Source organism: Moritella sp. JT01 (assembly GCF_001574435.1).
Taxonomy (GTDB): domain Bacteria; phylum Pseudomonadota; class Gammaproteobacteria; order Enterobacterales; family Moritellaceae; genus Moritella.
This window is the reverse complement of sequence record NZ_LOCN01000006.1, coordinates 168,866-185,871: the sequence shown is the minus strand read 5'-3', so window position 1 is coordinate 185,871 and position 17,006 is coordinate 168,866. Positions and strand designations below refer to the sequence as shown.

Below are 17,006 nucleotides of genomic sequence, written 5' to 3'. Positions count from 1 at the left end.
TAAATTTAAGGTAAGCTGGAGTATTTTAAGTTGACGTGATTCTAATTCGATTTTAATTTTAACATGCTCTTTAAAGTATCATCGCGGTCAATAATATGATGCTTCAGAGCGCCTGATACGTGTAATAGTAAAGTACCAGCCATAATCCAACCACAAGTAACGTGGATAGTTTTACTCAGATTACCCAGCATGCTATTTATTGGATCTGGGGTTGGAGTTACGAATACTAGATCAAAAAGAATCAAGCCGAATCCGTTCATCGTGGTCATTAATATACCAGATATAGGCATTAAAATTGTACTGGCTAATAGTAATATTTGTACTAATCTCGATAAATTTTTCTCAATCTTAGTATAAGAAAGTTTTGGTTTTGGTAACCCTTCCTTAACTCTGAGAATAAGGCGGTAAACGGCAAAAATGAATAATGAAAGTCCTAATGAGCGATGCCAATAATAAAGTGAATACACTTTATTTTCGACCATATACATACCCATTATGAGTACTGTGATCATAGATAGTCCAACTAACCAGTGGAATATGACTGTTTTTTTACTATGTATGTTAGCTTCATTTTGCATAATTTATACCTTAATTTTATGTAGTGTTTATTAGTACCAAGCACTAAATAATATGAGTGTATAGAGTTTGCTCCTTTTTAACTTTAAGCAAACTTAAGCAAATGTAAGTCTATCGATAAAATCCAGTTAACTGTATTTGGCATCAATCGCTTTTAAAGAACGTAAGAATAGCCCTAAGCCACCTATCGCCAAAACCAAAATCACAATGAGGTCGTACGATGTCATCGTGCGTAGGCTAAAACGAACAGAAGATATAACACCGAAAATTAGCGCAGTGATAGAACCAATCGATAATAACCAGCCTAAGATATTTCTGGAGTTATAAAAGATAAGTCCAATACCAAATATAAATGGCAGCATTACAGTTCCACCAGTAATACCAAAACTAGTCCCTAAAGCACTGACGCTATATATACGAGAACTGAGTCCAAAACTTGATGTGACTGTAATTGCATTAAGTAGCAAATAGAAACCACCACACATCATAATCAAACCAATAAAAAAATGACCAATACCACCTGAATTGCCACCTGCGCCTTTCATTATAATCTCCTGTATATCTAAAGTGACAAAGAGCATAACAACGGATGGCTTATATTTCAATTGCTTAGGTGTGTTCAGGGGACAAGTTCATACTTATCTCATACGCTTAACGTATTGTAATGTATTAAATCAATCGTTATTGTTTTTGCCATTGATTACATTTAAAAAAGTCTGATGCTGCAATCCACTGCTATACAACACCCCTTTATGATTCATGTAATTAGAGTCTGTGCGATTAAGATCTAAAGCTGCGCCTTGAGAGTCACTGACTGCGCATAGCATTGGCGAAGATGACGCTAAATACTGAGCTGACAATGCTTGGGTAATTGCTGCTGTAGCACTAAAGTCCCATAAACTGCCGCACACCGAGTTGTGCTTTGGGTAATTTTAAGTAACAAGCCGGAGGATTTTCAAGTACCCCAATCGAATTCATTACTGCTCCGCAGGTTTTGATAATTTGCAGTGCCAAATTTTGTGATTCTGAAAGCGTTGTTAATTGCTGAATGACAGCCGGGTAACGTGGGTCTTGCTGGAAACTGCGGTCGACATACAAACTTAATGAATGGCTGTACTCCTTAAGCCGTTCAGACTGCCAAGGAGATCTATTCTTCAACACTTTTGATGTCTGTGGTTGTGCATTAATGGCCTGATAGGTATCACCTGTGCTTGGGTTATGCACCACGCCAATGATCGGATTACCTGTAATATCAACTAAAGCGATAGACACGGCAAACCCATTACCACCTTCAATGAAGGGCAGGGTGCCATCGAGTGGATCGATACACCAGAAATAGTCTTTATTAAAACGGGCGTGGGTTGCTACATCTTCTTCGCTGGCATTTTCTTCGGTTAACAGGGCTATATCATATTGTTCGATAGTAGGCTGTAGAATCTCCAATATGATGGCTTGGCTGTCTAGGTCAACTTGCGTTACCACCTGCGCACTCAAACTCGACCCTGCCTGTTTGTTGTGTACCTGCAGCGAATTTCTATCAACGCTATTGATGAACGTTCCAGCTTTTAATGCAGCCTCGGTGGCGAGTTTTAGTAACTGTTCAAGCTGACAAACCGTGAGTTTCATTGTGTTTATTGACCTTGTTTAGCTGAATTTAATTGTGCTAATGCCTGTTGAGTCAGCGCTTCTGTATAGCTATTAATCTTCCAGTGAGTCGGACTCCAGCCTTTCATAAAACGTTGAAAATCAGCCCAGGCAATACAATAAAGCGGTCGCCATTCATCTTCCACTGCTTGCGCGTTTATGTGTGGTTGATGTTCGACGAGTGCTTGTGTTAACAATCTAAAATAATAGTTCAGCAGTTCTGGTACATCTTGCTCACAGTGTTGATAGGGTAAACAACTACTCAGCAACAAGATCACGTCTTTCATGCCACAACCTTTGCCGACATATTGGAAATCAACACCTGCGACCCGATCACCTGTGGTTGTGAAACAGAAATTAGCCAACTTAGCATCCCCGTGGATCAGGGTTTGAAATTGGCATTGTTGCAATGTTTGCTCTATTTGTTCGGCTGCTTGCTGTAATGGGGCATCGGTTAATGCGGCCAGCTCGTCGGGGCGGGTAGCTAGGTGCCAATATCCACCACACTCCCATAAACCTTCCGGTTCAATCGCGAGATGTTGGGCATGGAAATAAGCCAGCCAAGATAAACAGGCCTCTATGTGTTGATGACTGATTTGTGGATTATCCGTAGCTGAAATGTGGCTGGCTCGGTTAGGCTTATCGTCGATGAGAGCAGGCTTAGGCTCAAAACTAGTAAACGTTTTCTCAAACCCCAACGTAGCCAAATCTTCCATAATCAGTAGTATTTCATCATTATGTTCTTCAACATACAGACATTTTGGCACTGGGCATTGCGGCAGACCATTATTAGCATAGTGCTGATACCAGTGGAGCTCCACCTGATATGATTTTAATTTTCGCTGATGAGATATAGACGTGTTCCAACCGCGAGGATGCATTTTTGGTTGGGGTAATTTGATGTGTTTAACTATCACCGAGGTATATTGACTACCGCTTAACGTGGCACGAAAAAGCTCGCCGTATCCGCCCCATAAAGGTTGGATTAGCTGGGTACTGACTACGCGTTCCGCCATCATCGCGTTGGCGACCGCCTGTAAAACGTCTGTCGGTATACTCATATCTAACCCATGAACGAAAATATACCACCTAGTGTACAAAATAGCGCTGCAGATGGGTATCGAATAATCCTTGTGACAAAACGTCACTGTGCCTGTTCATTTCCTGTGCAAATTTATCAGTCCTCATTAACCTCGTTCGAAACCTTAATCTCAACCTCGACGACACAAGGATACTCCGCCGCTGTGATAATTTTATTCGCAGGGGAACTTAACTGAGCTTCTGGCATAAATAGCAGTTTTTCAGGGAAAGCACGGTTTATTTTTAACGGTGCGGTGTGAGACGTGTTGCCGCGGGTGATTGTCACCTCATAGTCCTGCTGTTCGTCATAATCTGCGCCAGGATTCATTTCCACATAAGCATTATGGCCGAGGCCGGAAAGATTTTTTGATTGGGCGGTGAGTTTGCCAGAGCGAAACAGGCTGTCGCCAGTGATCAAGGTATAACCTGCTAAAGCAAGATAATCGACCTGTGGGACTTTAATCGCTGGGACTTTTACTTCAGGAGCTGTGAGAGCCGCGCTCGTTGCTGGTGGCTCTGTTGTCAAACCATAGTCATTGAGCTCGGGGCCAAAAATAAAGTCCTCTTTGAGTGCTTGATAACCTTCTATTTCCTGTTTAATTTGACTGAATATTTGCTTGATTTTACTTGAGCCAATATCCACCCCCAACGAGTTGGAAATCTGAGTGAAAATCACTGAATTAGGTAAGACCTCCGGGGCTGGAGGCCGGATTACTCTGACCTTTTGTACCCTTGCTTCATTGTTGGTATAAGTGCCATCTTCTTCCCCGTATGAAGGCGCGGGTAAAATAACCATCGCCTGCTGTGCGCTGGCTGTCATAAAGGCACTTTGGACAATGAGGCAGGGGGTATTTAAGGCCGCTTGTTCCAATGGATCACCTGCTGTGCAGTTTGCAAGTGGATCTGCACCGACCACATAAAACATATCTGGCACACTGTCTGGGTGATACTTTTGTAAGCCGGACTGATCGTTATGCAAGTCTGGCTGGCAGCCCATATGCCATAGACCAAGCTGATTGGGCCGGTCAAACAAGAATTGTACAAACACTTGCTTGCCTTGTTGTTGCAGACGCTGTGCGGTTTTTTCTATCCATAATAAACAGTCTTTGGTCTGCTTCCCCCGCATAAACTCGGAGCCTATTAATAGGGTGACAGCGTTAGCCTGTTCCAGAATAACTTTACCAGCGCTAACAAAATCGGACATTTCCCTGTCATCTGATATCTCCAGGTCTGAAGTCAGAGCCGCCAATAACTTCGCTTCATTACCGGGCAGTAAACGTAATTTTTCAGTGGCAATATCATCCAAAGCACAGGGTCTAGAGCTTGCCAACAATAAGTGATAATGATTGTCCCGCTTGTGTTGTCGGACGAGGTAACTCGAGACTGGATTTTCATCACAGATGTTACCGCCTAATAAAAACACACAGTCGCTTTTTAGGATTTCAGCCAGTGGTTGGCGACTGTAGGTCTGGGTGAGCAGGTTGTTCAGAATGTCATTGGTTTCCGGTTGCAGGTTCAGGCCTGAGAATCGACAACTGGCATGGATGTCAGACGACTGAAAAACCTCCCGCATCAGCTTCTGAAACATAAAGGCGGTTTCATTGGTTTGTCGTGGTGAGATCAGACCTTTGATATGCCCTTTGTTGCCGAGGATATCCAGGGTTTTGTTGATGATGAAATCTAATGCTTCGGACCAACTCACAGGTGTCATGACATCATTTTTACGCAGCATAGGTTGAGTGATACGTTCTCCTCCGTCGATAAAATCAAACCCAAAGCGGCCTTTCGCACACAGCAGCTCACCGTTGATCCCCGTTTCATATTGGCTTTTGACCCGCGCGAGCTTACCTTCGCGGGTTTCTATGGTCATACTGCAGCCAGTACCGCACATGCCACAGGTGGTTTCAACTTTCTCAAGATCCCAAGGGCGAGCTTTATAACGGTATGGCGTACTCATCAGCGCCCCCACCGGACAGACCTCGATGCAGTTGCCGCAATGACTGCAATCTTTCAGGCTATTACCGACACCGGTAATTTCTGAATCTAACCCACGCTCCATAGTGCCGAGTGCCACATCACCGACCACTTCTTCACAAACCCGGACACAACGTTGACACTGGATACAGCGATTGGCATTAAAGGTGATCACATTATTGAGTTGAATATCGTCGATTCTGAATACGCGTTTCGGATCTGCAAGCCTTGAATCGCCTTTGCCATATTCAAACACCGTATCCTGCAATTCACATTCACCACTTTTGTCACAGACTGGGCAGTCGAGCGGATGATTAGCCAGCAGGATCTCCAGCATGTCTTCGCGGCTGGAAACCACTTTTTTAGAATGGGTGAGTACCGCCATGCCTTCCGCTGCCACAGTGGCGCAAGCAGGTTCCAGTCTTGGTCGGCCTTCAACTTCGACCAGACACATGCGGCAGCTGGCCAAGATTGATAGTCGGTCTTGATAGCAAAAGGTCGGGATCTCAATCGCACTAGCGCGGGCTGCGTTAAGGATCGTGGTGCCTTCTTTGACTTCCACCTCCTGACCATTGATTTTGAAGCTGATCATGTGTTTGTCCTATCGTCCACCGGGATCGTTTGATGGGTGATCAGCGCGTCGTACTCATGCCTAAAATGTTTCAGGGTGGCCCTGATCGCCCAAGCGGCACCGACACCCAGTGCGCAGAAGCTATTGTCAAATACACCGCTGCATATTACCTGTAGCTGCTCTACATCTCCGGGTCTGCCCTGGCCACGCTCGATGCGGTTAAGGATTTTACTGGCCCAGGGAAGACCTTCTCGGCAAGGTGCACATTTACCGCAGCTTTCATGTGAGAAGAATTCGGCTATCCGCCTGCCGACGGCGGGAATCGATGCGGTCTCATCCAGCGCGATCACCGCGGCTGACCCCATCATGCTGTCGGCGGTGGCGAGATCGGCAAAATTCATTTTCACCCCAAGTCCAGACAAAGGGATCATTGGCGCAGATAACCCGCCAGGGATCACGGCTTTGAATTTTCCGGTTAAAGGCCCGCCGCCATAGTGATAAACTAATTCACTCAGCGAAAGCCCCATCGGTAGCTCGTAGATCCCGGGGTTTTGCAATTGCCCGCTCAGACCAAACAGGCGTGGACCGGGCGCATCTTCAGGGCCGATGGAGGTAAACCAGTCAACGCCTCTGGCCAATATATGCGTCACACAGACAAACGTTTCCACATTATTTATCACGGTTGGGCAATCATAGAGGCCTGATACAGCAGGGAAAGGTGGTTTTAATTTCGGTTGACCGCGTCGGCCTTCAATTGACTCCAGCAGCGCTGTTTCTTCACCGCAAATATAAGCACCAGCACCTTTATGCACATAGATATCGAGACAAAAATCGGTGTTAAATATATGCTGACCAAGATAACCCCTCGCGTAAGCGGCGTTGATCGCCAGTGTTATTTTTTCAATGGATAAGCCATATTCACCGCGAATATAAATGTAGGCCACTTTAGCTCGGATAGCGTAAGCGGCAATAATCATGCCTTCAATCACCCTATGTGGATCCCGTTCCATGAGCAGTCGGTCTTTGAAGGTGCCGGGTTCACCTTCATCGGCGTTACAACACAGGTAATGGGTTTTGCCATCGTCTTTTGGCACAAAACTCCATTTCATACCCGTAGGAAAACCTGCCCCGCCGCGACCGCGTAGGTTGGAAGCTTTGACTGTGTCGATCACTTTATCTGGAGAATAAGTGGTCAGTATTTTTTTGAGACCCTGATATCCACCAGTCCTTTCATAAAACTCAATATTGGTCGAGTCTGGGTGGGTGATATATTTTAGTAACACAAGTTCGCTCATAGCGCTGTCCCTGTGGAGGGCCCCTTTTCCGTTGAGGCGTTACTTTCTTCCACAGGCGACTTACTTTCTTCTACTGACGACGTTATACCTGATCGTGATAACTGGTCTAGAAGCTTGTCTACTTGCTCTTTGGATAGATTAGTGTGGTAAGTTTCATTGACCATCATGGCGGGCGCGAGATCGCAGGATCCGATACATTCAACCGTGGTCAGGGTAAAAAGACCATCTTTACTGGTATCGCCTTTGCTAATCCCAAGCCGAGTTTGCAGGTGGTCCAGCAGGTCATAGGCGCCACGTAACATGCAGGGGAGATTGGTGCAGATCTGGAGATGATATTTGCCAATGTTTTTATTTTTATACAGGGTATAGAAACTAGCCAGTTCAAACACCCAGATCTCCGGTACGTCTAAGATCTCTGAGATTGCCAGATAGGCAGTTTCGTCGATGAACCCATATTTATCTTGAGCCAGATAAAGTGCTGGCATGATCGCGCTGCGCTGGGTGGGGTAGCGTTTTACAATATCAGCGATGGGGGCGGTAAGATCGGCGATGATAGTTTGTCTGGAATATTCTGCGGTCATTTGTCCACCTCCTTCATCACCGGATCGAGTGAACCGATCATGGCGATCACATCGGCCAGATATTTCAGATTAGTGGTGCGGTCGGTCAGCGCCTGTAGGTTAACAAAAGAGGGCGCTCTGATTTTGACTCTGAACGGTTTTTCAGTGCCGTCGCTGATGATGTAAAAGCCAAGTTCCCCCTTTGGTGCTTCGATGGCGGTATAAACCTCGCCTTTGGGTACTTTGAAACCTTCGGCAGCCAGTTTAAAATGATGTATATGAGCTTCCATAGAATGAGCCAACAGGTCTTTATTGACTGGAAAGGCGATCTTAGGATCATCGATTAAAAATAGGCCCGGCTGCATTTGCGCGACACATTGGCGGATCATCTTTAGGCTTTCGTGCATTTCGTCGACGCGGCATTTCCAACGGTCATAACAGTCGCCATCGGTGCGCACGATAACGTTAAAATCGAGTCTGTCGTAAATTTCGTAAGGGGCATCACGGCGGATATCCCAGTCGATACCAGAAGCCCGCAAGCAGGGTCCACTGAGGCCGAGGGCGATAGCATCTTCCCCGGTGATGTTGCCGACATTTTCTACCCGGGCCAGAAATACCCGGTTGTTGCCTACCAGATTTTCATAATCAGAAATGCTGTTTTCGAAGATGTCACAAAATTCAATAATACGTTCGACACAGCCGTCAGGCAGATCTTCTCTTACACCGCCAACTCGGCAGAAGGAGGTGTGCATACGCGCGCCGCTGATCATCTCCATCAGGTCCATGATCATTTCTCGGTCACGCATGGTATACAGCAAGGTTGTTATCGCACCTACGTCCATTGGCAGCGCGCCAGTGATCAGCAAATGCCCAGAGATCCGGGACAGTTCTGCCATTAATACCCGAATGTATTGCGCGCGTTCTGGTGCCTTGATACCCAGTAATGACTCCACCGCCAGCGCATAGCCCAGGTTATTGGACGGCTGACAGAGATAATCTAAGCGATCGGTGAGCGGAAAGATCTGGGTATAAGTGAAACTTTCACACAGCTTTTCGGTGCCTCTGTGTAGCAGACCAATATGCGGCTCGATGCGTTTCACGATCTCGCCATCCATCTGTAACAGTAGACGTAATACCCCATGGGTACTGGGATGCTGTGGCCCTAGATTCATCAACACTTCGCGGCTTAGGCCATGTTCCTGTTGGCTTTCGTGGATGATATTGACACTGGTCATAGAATATCTCCGATGGGACCCTGTGTTGGGGTCGGTTTCTCTTCGCCAAACGGATTATATTTATCTTTGTAACCCCGCAGCGGAAAATCCTTGCGCATAGGCCAGCCTTCAAATTCTTGCCACATATAGATCCGGCGCAAGTCAGGGTGACCTTCAAAGACGATACCAAACATGTCATATGCTTCCCGTTCATGCCAGTTGGCGGTGGTCCACAGGTGGGTGATGGTCGGTGCTTTTGGTGGATCCTCTAGCGGACATTTGATACGCAATCGCCAGCCCAGTGAAATGGAGTAAAGGTGATAGACCAACTGATAGCGCGGGGTATTCGGGTGAAAATCAATACCGCCAATATCAGCCATAAAATTAAATTTAAAGGCGTCGTCATCGCGCAAAAACAAACACAGTTCAACTAAGTCTTTCGGGCTGACCACGACACAGGGCATATCGATGACGTTTGGATCGATGCTGATGCGGCCGTTGAAACTATCAATGAGCTGGTTAAGTGGAAACTGCCCCGACATGATCATACATTTTCTTTCACAAAGGCAGATTTTTCTTTTGTATTATAAATAGAGACCGGGGTAGTTTGCTCTTGATCCTGCTTAGGTTGACGGTTGCCGGTGATCTGTTCTTGTAATAGCACCATGGCATGTAAGAGTGCATCTGGACGAGGCGGACAACCAGCCACATGAACATCAACCGGGACAAAAAGGTCTGAACCTTGCACCACAGAATAGGTATTGTAAACACCACCTGAGATGGCGCAGGTACCCATGGCAATCACATACCTTGGCTCTGGCATCTGATCATAAAGACGCCTGATAATTGGTGCCATCTTTTTGGTCACTGTACCGGCGATGATCATCACGTCAGACTGGCGGGGAGAGGAGCGGAAAACGACACCAAAACGGTCAAGATCATATCTGGCACAACCGGCCGCGATCATTTCTATGGCGCAGCAGGCAATGCCAAAGGTTTCTGGCCACAGGGATGATTTTCGGCTCCAATTGATAATGCTATCGGAGGTGGTAAAAAGTACATTATCTTTGTATCGTTCTGTCAAACTTCCCATTCTAAGGCTCCTTTTATCCAAGCGTAGATAAATCCAACCAACAGCATCATGATAAAAATAAACATTTCGATGTAACCAAACAAGCCGAGGTCTGCCAGTACCATCGCCCAAGGGAACAGAAACATCGTTTCTACGTCAAATACGACAAATAGGATGGCGATCACAAAATACTGTACTTTAAATAATCCAGCTGACGCTTCCCCAACATGGTCTATACCGCATTCATAGGGCCGGTTCTTTTCTGGATAGGGATTGTCTGGCCTGAGCAGGCGGGAGACGGTCAGGATAAATGCGGCCAGTGTAACGACAACCGCAACCATCAAAAACACGGGTAAAAAATCAATAGGCATTTACTCTGCTCTCCTACAGCAACGCTCTTTTTAACTGTAGTCTTGTTTTGGGGTTTTATCCAAGACCAAGGGGGATTGAATCGGCGACAAAACCAAGGAACCAGGCGGGTAACACCCCAGTCAGTAAAGTGCCGATTGTGGCGATTAACAAAACAATACGTATGGATGAGGTAAGCTGTATCTCGGCCGCTTGTGTTGGTGTTAGTGCTGGAGGCTGCACATACATCAACATGATGATACGGATGTAAAACCAGGCCGCGACGGCGCTCAATAGCACTGCGATCACAGCCAATATCACATGGCCTTTATCTACAAGCGCTGTTAGCACATAAAACTTGGCAAAAAAACCACCAGTTGGCGGAATTCCAGCCAGAGAAAATAAAAAAATCAGACTCATAAATGCCAGACCGGGATGCGTTTTTGCCAGACCAGAGAAGTCCTCGATGGGCTCACCTAGGCTTACCCCTTTATTTAATAGAATGATGACGGCAAAAATACCGATTGTCATAAACGTATAAACCAGCAGATAAAGCATGATACTTGCCATCCCGTCTCTGCCACCAGCCACTAGGCCCAGCATCAGAAACCCAGCGTGAGCAATACTGGAATAAGCCAACATACGTTTGATATTGTTTTGTGCTAGAGCCACAAAGCTGCCTAGCGTCATTGTTAGCACTGAAATACCTACAATGTTTAAAATCCAAATGGGTTGTAGTACCGAAAGATCCTGCATGAAGATCCGCATGATCACGGCAAACGCGGCCGCTTTGGAGGCCACCGACATATAGGCGGTGATCGGTGACGGAGCTCCTTCATAAATGTCTGGTACCCACATGTGGAAGGGGACGGCACCGACTTTAAATAACAGACCAACCAGCATAAACAAGGTTGCCAGGATCAACATAGGGTCTGACAAATCTAAGGTAGACAGCGCTACAGCCATATCTTTGAGATTAGTGGTGCCAGTCAGACCATAAAATAAAGACATGCCGTAAAGAATAATGCCGGACGAGAACGCGCCAAGAATGATATATTTTAAAGACGCTTCATTGGATCTTAGGTCAGTTTTGAGGAACCCCGTTAACACATAAATCGAGAGCGCCTGCAGTTCCAGGCCGATATAGATGAGCAGGAGATCGGTGCTGGATACCATGATCATCGTACCCAAAAGTGCAAACAGCAGTAAGGCATAATATTCACCTTGGAACACACCTTCCTTGATTAGCCCGTTATTGGGTCGATAGTTACCTGACATAAGCACAGTTAACGTGGTGCCAAGATAAAGGATAACTTTGAAAAAAGTGGAAAATCCATCAACGACGAACATACCGGCATAAGCGGTTTGCGGAAAATCGGATAGGGCATAGCTCATACCGGCGGCAAGTAAAATCATGAACACCGAAACACCTGCCAGCAGCTGATCTTGGCGAGGATGTGGCACCAGCGATAACATCAACGCCACACAGGCACCGATAATGATGATAATTTCTGGCCCACTCGCCAATACCGATTGGCTGATAGCCGTTAGATCGACAGTGACGAAGTCAGCAGCTGTTTGTTTTTCTGCTATGTCGCTCATAAGCCTGCTCCCAATGTTTGCTCAAGCAGGTGTTTTAGGGTCGGTTGCAGAATACTGAGGAAGGGTTTAGGATAAAATCCAAGCCAGAACACAAAGAGCAGAAGCGGCAGTGCGCAGCAAAGCTCTCGTACATTAAGATCCCACATTTTGGCGGCACCAGGAATACGGACTGGTCCCAATAGCATTTGACGATAAATGCCTAACAGGTAAGCTGCGCCGAGCAAAGCCCCTAACACACCAGCTGTCGCGGCCCAGTTATTGACGCCAAAAGTCCCTGACAGCACCAGTATTTCGCCAATAAACCCGTTAGTTCCGGGCACTGCCATGGAAGACAGTAAGAATATCGCAAAAAATATGCCGTAAAAGGGGATGGCCTTGAGTAAACCACCATAAGCCGGAATATCCCGTGAATGGGTACGCTCATACACTAGGCCAATAAACAGGAACAAGGCACCCGTGGTAATGCCATGGTTAAACATCTGGATCACGGCTCCAGTTGTGCCATTGGTCGAGAACGTAAAAAGCCCTAAAGTGATAAATCCCATGTGGCTGATACTGGAATACGCGATCAGTTTTTTGATGTCCTGCTGCGCTAATGCGAGAAACCCTCCATAGACAATCGCGACGGCCGACAACCCTTGCATTAACGGGGCAAAATAATGGGAAGCATCGGGTAACATTGGCAACGAAAACCGAATAAAACCGTACGCCCCCATTTTTAACAGTACCCCAGCCAGAATAATACTGCCTGCGGTGGGGGCTTGTACGTGGGCATCCGGTAACCAAGTATGCACTGGCACCATGGGTACCTTGACCGCAAATGCGATCAAGAAAGCAATAAAGACCCAGCGCTGCAGCTCAAAGTCATATGACACATCCATTAACGCCAAGATATCGAAGGTACGTCCACCAGCGAAATAAAGCACCAATATTCCCACCAGAAATATCAGACTGCCAGCGAGGGTATAAAGAAAAAACTTAAACGCGGCATAGATGCGATCTTCGCCGCCCCAGATACCTATCATCAGATACATGGGGACCAGCATCGCTTCCCAAAACACATAAAATAACAGTAGATCCAACGCGCAAAAAACCCCAAGCATCAGGCTCTGAATTACCAGCAGGCAGATCATAAATTCTTTGAGTCGCTTAGCAATGGCGTTCCAGGACGCCAACACACAGATCCAGCCGAGCAGGGAGGTTAAGAATAGAAATAAAACACTGACCCCATCAATACCTAATTTATAGGTGATGCCCAGAGAGGGGACCCAAGGTTTACTCTCCATAAATTGCATCTGGGCGGTGCTATTATCAAAAATGACCAGCAACCAAGTGGCAATGAGGAAATCGATAAACAATATGATCAACGTAAACCAGCGCACTGTGTTTTTACCTGATAGGAAGGGCACGCATAATGCGGCTATCGCGGGCAAAAATATCAATATGCTTAATATCGGTACATTTTCTATGAGTAAACTGGTCATCAAGGAGTCTGTCATAAGCCCTCACTCCCAATCAACATATAAACGGCAATCACCAAAAACAGGCCAATCACCATCGCAAGGGCATAATGGGAAACAATGCCGGTTTGCAGGCGGCGCAACAAGTTACCGCTTTTCATTGCCGTTTTCGCCACGCCGTTAACCGCGCCGTCGACAACGTGAGTATCGACGGTCAGGCTGTACTTGGACAATCGATGCAGGGTATTGAGGATAACGCCATCACCCAGCGTGATAACCATCTGTTCCCAGTGGAGCACGGGTTTATTAGCCAGCCACATAAAGACAGCTGCCCCGCGCCGGTAAAACCAGTCGGTATCGATGCTGATGGTATTTTTGGGATTGAGGTATTTAAGTAACAATACAAAAGCCAACAGGGTGAACATCAATATACCGAGACTTTCGGTGATATGTGCACCTGTATAGGGTTCAAATTCAACAGCATAAGGCAGCATGTTATAAAGCAGACTAGGAAAGAGTCCGATGCCAATGCAGAAGCATGCGGCAATGCCCATGGCCACTAACATATTGATTGGCGGCTCCTTGGGGCGGAGGCCGGAATCTTTACCAAAAAACATATAATAAGGTAGCTTAAGCCCTGTCGACAGGAAGGTACCGGAAGAAGCTAACATAAGTAACAGCGTGGCAGTCGCATGGTGATCTCCAGCGGCCGCGGCGATGACCATACTTTTACTGACGAAACCACTGAAAAAAGGAAAGCCTGCGATAGCAAATGCGCCAACCATGTAAAACGCTACCGTCCAGGGCATCGTTCGGTAGAGTCCGCCGAGTTCGGTAAGCTTACGCTTGCCTGTCATATGAATGACAGCGCCCGCCCCCATAAACAATAGGCCTTTATAGATAATATGTGCGAAGGCATGGGAAGAGCTACCGTTCAGCGCCATTTCGGTACCGATGCCGATACCTGCGACCATGTAACCGACTTGACTGACAATATGATAGCTTAGCAGGCGACGGCAATCATTTTCCAGCATCGCGAATATCACCCCATAAAGCGCCATGAAAACCCCAAAACCGATCAGGATTTCTGCGCCGGGATAGGCGCGTATCATTACATAAACAGCGGTTTTGGTGGTAAAGGCACTTAAAAATACCGCACCAGTTACTGTCGCCTCTGGATAAGCATCTGTGAGCCAGGCATTTAACGGTGGAACCGCGGCGTTTATCATAAAGGCGATCAGAATCAAGGTATATGCTATACCCCCTTGTTGTGCGCCATCTATCGGGCCAAACAAGTAAGATCCGGTTTCAAGACCATGTAGTACAATACCGGCAAACAGTAATACGCCCCCAGTGACATGCACCATCAGATAACGGAAGCCTGCTTTCACAGCAGGGTCTTTTCGAGTGGCAAAGATCAGGTAAGCAGAGGAAAATGCCATGATCTCCCAGCCGACTAACAGGGTAAACCAGTCACCGGCAAAGAGTACGAGAAAGGCACTGCCCATATAAAGAAACGCCGCCACTCTTTGGCCTGTATGACTGATATGCAAGCTATAAATGTTGCCGATCAACGCCGCAATAGCAAACACCCAGCCAAAAAATAGACTCAGTTTGTCAACTTTGAACATGACCAATGAAATACCGGCAAAGTCAATTTCGCCGAAGCTCCCCATTTCCATTTGGGTCAGAGAAAAGATCACCAGCAGTGGAATGATGATTGAGTAGGATTTTTGGCTATTGCCTTTAAATAACGGCAGCAGCAAACCGCCTACGAGTAGCAGAACGGCTGGCATCATGGAGAAGGAGAACCATTCAGTCATAATAGTCTTCCTTCTTGGAGATACCGATTTTTTTGCCGATGAATTTGCTGACTAATATGATCAAGCCGCAGCCGATAAACCCAAGCAGTGCTCCCCAGCCGGGTATAGCATCCCAAACGTTATAACCGTGAGGTCTTGCAACCAGAAAGTCGGCAATGACGATGCTCACTAAAATGACGACTAACAGACGCCAGCGTGTTCTGGTGTGTTTTTTGTCACCAAAGAAGTTGACCAGTTTTGCCATCATGGTAGCGATTCTCCTGTGACAAATGCGTCTGCGACTAAGGTATTGGCTAGGCCTAAAAAATAATCCGGATAGAGTCCCAGGAGCAAAGATAATAGTGCAGTGATCAGTAAGGGTACCGCGATCATTGGGATCTCATGGATATCATTGGCCGCCACGAGTGATGGATTTTGTGTTATTTTCTCACGCTCAAAAAAGGCTTTATAGGTGACGGGCAGAAAATAAGCCGCATTAAGCACAGCGCTAACCAGCAGTACGATTAGCAGCGCCATCTGTCCGGCATCGACAGAACCCACTACCAGATACCATTTACTGATAAACCCACCGCTTGGCGGGATGCCAATCATACCGAGGGAACCGATGAAAAATGCGGTCATGGTTACAGGTAGTCTTTTACCTATGCCGGAAAGATCACTGATTTTTTTGCGGTGGCTGGCACAATAAATAGAACCCGCACAGAAGAACAGGGTGATTTTTGAAAAGGCATGGGCGGCGATATGGATTATCCCTCCCAGTGCGGCCATCGGGGTCAGCATGGCAGCACCGAGAATGATATAAGAGAGTTGACTCACAGTGGAATAGGCCAGTCGGGCTTTCAAATCGTCTCGGGTCAGGGCGTAAATAGAGGCGGTAACTATGGTGAAGGACACCAGATAAGCGGTGATTATGCCAAGACCCAAGGTACTCATCAGGTCGATACCAAACACATGAAAAATGACCCGTAACAGACAGAACACCCCCATTTTCACCACCGCGACCGCATGTAACAAAGCGCTGACCGGGGTTGGTGCGACCATGGCCGCTGGCAGCCAGGCGTGGAACGGCATGATGGCTGATTTGGCAAATCCGAATAGGTAGCAGAAATAGATAATAATCAATAAGCCATCGGCGGCGACGACATTTTTGAACAGGCCTTGGGGTAAGAAATCAAAGCTGCCAGTAAGTTGATAAGTTAGCGCCAGTGCGGCAAGCAAAAAGGATTTTGAGGCTCCCACCAAATAGACGATATATCGTTTACTACCATTCCAAGATTCCTGGTTTTCTTTATGATAAACCAGTGGGTAAGTTATAAGGCTCAGTAGTTCGTAAAAGATCACCAGCGTAAACAGATTAGCGGCAAATGCTCCCCCCACAGCTGCAGATAGCGAGACGGCAAAAGAGGCATAGAATCGGGTCTGATTTTTCTCATTCTGGCTGCGCATATAACCGATGCAATAAATGGCGGCTAATATCCATAATAGGCTGGATACTGTGGCAAATACCATGCCCAGCGCGTCAACCCGAAACGCAAAATCAACCCCTGGCAGGATCTCAAATAAAGTCAGGTCGACAGTATTGCCGGCCAGTATTAACGGCGCCATGGAAATAACGATGATGAACTTTATCACCGCGGCTACAACCGATACCGCATCCCGTGTGTTGGGGCGATTATGCAGGCACAGTATGACGCCCGCAGCAATGAGCGAGACGGTGACCGCTAAGGCTGGTCTTATGGATAACAATAATTCCCAATTCAGTAATTCCATATTGATAAGAGTCATCA

The 17,006-nt window shown here is 46.6% G+C and carries 17 protein-coding genes; all 17 read right to left on the bottom strand.

Going from position 1 to position 17,006, the window contains the following annotated elements; all coding sequences use genetic code 11:
* Positions 1-41: 41 nt before the first annotated feature.
* Positions 42-578 carry a cytochrome b gene (locus AKG98_RS05970; protein ID WP_067042818.1) on the bottom strand — a complete coding sequence of 179 codons (537 nt, stop codon included), beginning with the start codon at positions 576-578 and terminating at the stop codon, positions 42-44.
* Between the two features lie 126 nt (positions 579-704).
* Complete coding sequence (locus AKG98_RS05965; RefSeq protein ID WP_067042815.1) at positions 705-1,121, bottom strand: hypothetical protein; 417 nt, start codon at positions 1,119-1,121, stop codon at positions 705-707.
* A 129-nt stretch (positions 1,122-1,250) separates the two neighbouring features.
* The gene (locus tag AKG98_RS22660) at positions 1,251-1,487 is read right to left on the bottom strand and encodes a hypothetical protein (protein ID WP_228140218.1); all 237 of its coding nucleotides are present in this window, start codon (positions 1,485-1,487) and stop codon (positions 1,251-1,253) included.
* On the bottom strand, positions 1,462-2,202 hold the full coding sequence (locus tag AKG98_RS05960) for a 3'(2'),5'-bisphosphate nucleotidase CysQ (RefSeq protein ID WP_228140217.1): 741 nt from the start codon (positions 2,200-2,202) through the stop codon (positions 1,462-1,464). The genes AKG98_RS22660 and AKG98_RS05960 overlap by 26 nt, the downstream gene beginning before the upstream one ends.
* A 5-nt stretch (positions 2,203-2,207) precedes the next feature.
* Positions 2,208-3,281: a phosphotransferase gene (locus AKG98_RS05955; protein ID WP_067042812.1), complete on the bottom strand. Its 1,074-nt coding sequence runs from the start codon at positions 3,279-3,281 to the stop codon at positions 2,208-2,210.
* Between the two features lie 116 nt (positions 3,282-3,397).
* Positions 3,398-5,866, bottom strand: coding sequence for an NADH-quinone oxidoreductase subunit NuoG (gene nuoG / locus AKG98_RS05950; RefSeq protein WP_067042809.1), 2,469 nt, complete (start codon positions 5,864-5,866; stop codon positions 3,398-3,400).
* Complete coding sequence (gene nuoF, locus AKG98_RS05945) at positions 5,863-7,140, bottom strand: NADH-quinone oxidoreductase subunit NuoF (protein WP_067042806.1); 1,278 nt, start codon at positions 7,138-7,140, stop codon at positions 5,863-5,865. The genes nuoG and nuoF overlap by 4 nt, the downstream gene beginning before the upstream one ends.
* The gene (nuoE, locus tag AKG98_RS05940) at positions 7,137-7,721 is read right to left on the bottom strand and encodes an NAD(P)H-dependent oxidoreductase subunit E (RefSeq protein WP_083543893.1); all 585 of its coding nucleotides are present in this window, start codon (positions 7,719-7,721) and stop codon (positions 7,137-7,139) included. The genes nuoF and nuoE overlap by 4 nt, the downstream gene beginning before the upstream one ends.
* A complete protein-coding gene (gene nuoD / locus AKG98_RS05935; protein WP_067042803.1) occupies positions 7,718-8,935 on the bottom strand; it encodes an NADH dehydrogenase (quinone) subunit D in 1,218 nt (405 codons plus the stop codon). The genes nuoE and nuoD overlap by 4 nt, the downstream gene beginning before the upstream one ends.
* Complete coding sequence (locus AKG98_RS05930; protein ID WP_157534073.1) at positions 8,932-9,462, bottom strand: NADH-quinone oxidoreductase subunit C; 531 nt, start codon at positions 9,460-9,462, stop codon at positions 8,932-8,934. The genes nuoD and AKG98_RS05930 overlap by 4 nt, the downstream gene beginning before the upstream one ends.
* Positions 9,459-10,007 (bottom strand): NADH-quinone oxidoreductase subunit B family protein, encoded by a 549-nt coding sequence (locus AKG98_RS05925; protein WP_067042800.1) that lies wholly within the window; start codon positions 10,005-10,007, stop codon positions 9,459-9,461. The genes AKG98_RS05930 and AKG98_RS05925 overlap by 4 nt, the downstream gene beginning before the upstream one ends.
* A complete protein-coding gene (locus tag AKG98_RS05920; RefSeq protein WP_067042797.1) occupies positions 9,995-10,357 on the bottom strand; it encodes an NADH-quinone oxidoreductase subunit A in 363 nt (120 codons plus the stop codon). The genes AKG98_RS05925 and AKG98_RS05920 overlap by 13 nt, the downstream gene beginning before the upstream one ends.
* Before the next feature lie 55 nt (positions 10,358-10,412).
* Positions 10,413-11,936 (bottom strand): NADH-quinone oxidoreductase subunit N, encoded by a 1,524-nt coding sequence (locus AKG98_RS05915; protein WP_067042793.1) that lies wholly within the window; start codon positions 11,934-11,936, stop codon positions 10,413-10,415.
* Positions 11,933-13,435, bottom strand: a complete 1,503-nt coding sequence (locus AKG98_RS05910; protein ID WP_083543892.1) for an NADH-quinone oxidoreductase subunit M — start codon at positions 13,433-13,435, stop codon at positions 11,933-11,935. The genes AKG98_RS05915 and AKG98_RS05910 overlap by 4 nt, the downstream gene beginning before the upstream one ends.
* Positions 13,432-15,219: a Na(+)/H(+) antiporter subunit D gene (locus tag AKG98_RS05905; RefSeq protein WP_067042791.1), complete on the bottom strand. Its 1,788-nt coding sequence runs from the start codon at positions 15,217-15,219 to the stop codon at positions 13,432-13,434. The genes AKG98_RS05910 and AKG98_RS05905 overlap by 4 nt, the downstream gene beginning before the upstream one ends.
* A complete protein-coding gene (locus AKG98_RS05900) occupies positions 15,212-15,466 on the bottom strand; it encodes a hypothetical protein (protein WP_067042788.1) in 255 nt (84 codons plus the stop codon). The genes AKG98_RS05905 and AKG98_RS05900 overlap by 8 nt, the downstream gene beginning before the upstream one ends.
* Positions 15,463-17,004, bottom strand: a complete 1,542-nt coding sequence (locus AKG98_RS05895) for a monovalent cation/H+ antiporter subunit D family protein (protein WP_228140216.1) — start codon at positions 17,002-17,004, stop codon at positions 15,463-15,465. The genes AKG98_RS05900 and AKG98_RS05895 overlap by 4 nt, the downstream gene beginning before the upstream one ends.
* Positions 17,005-17,006 lie beyond the last annotated feature (2 nt).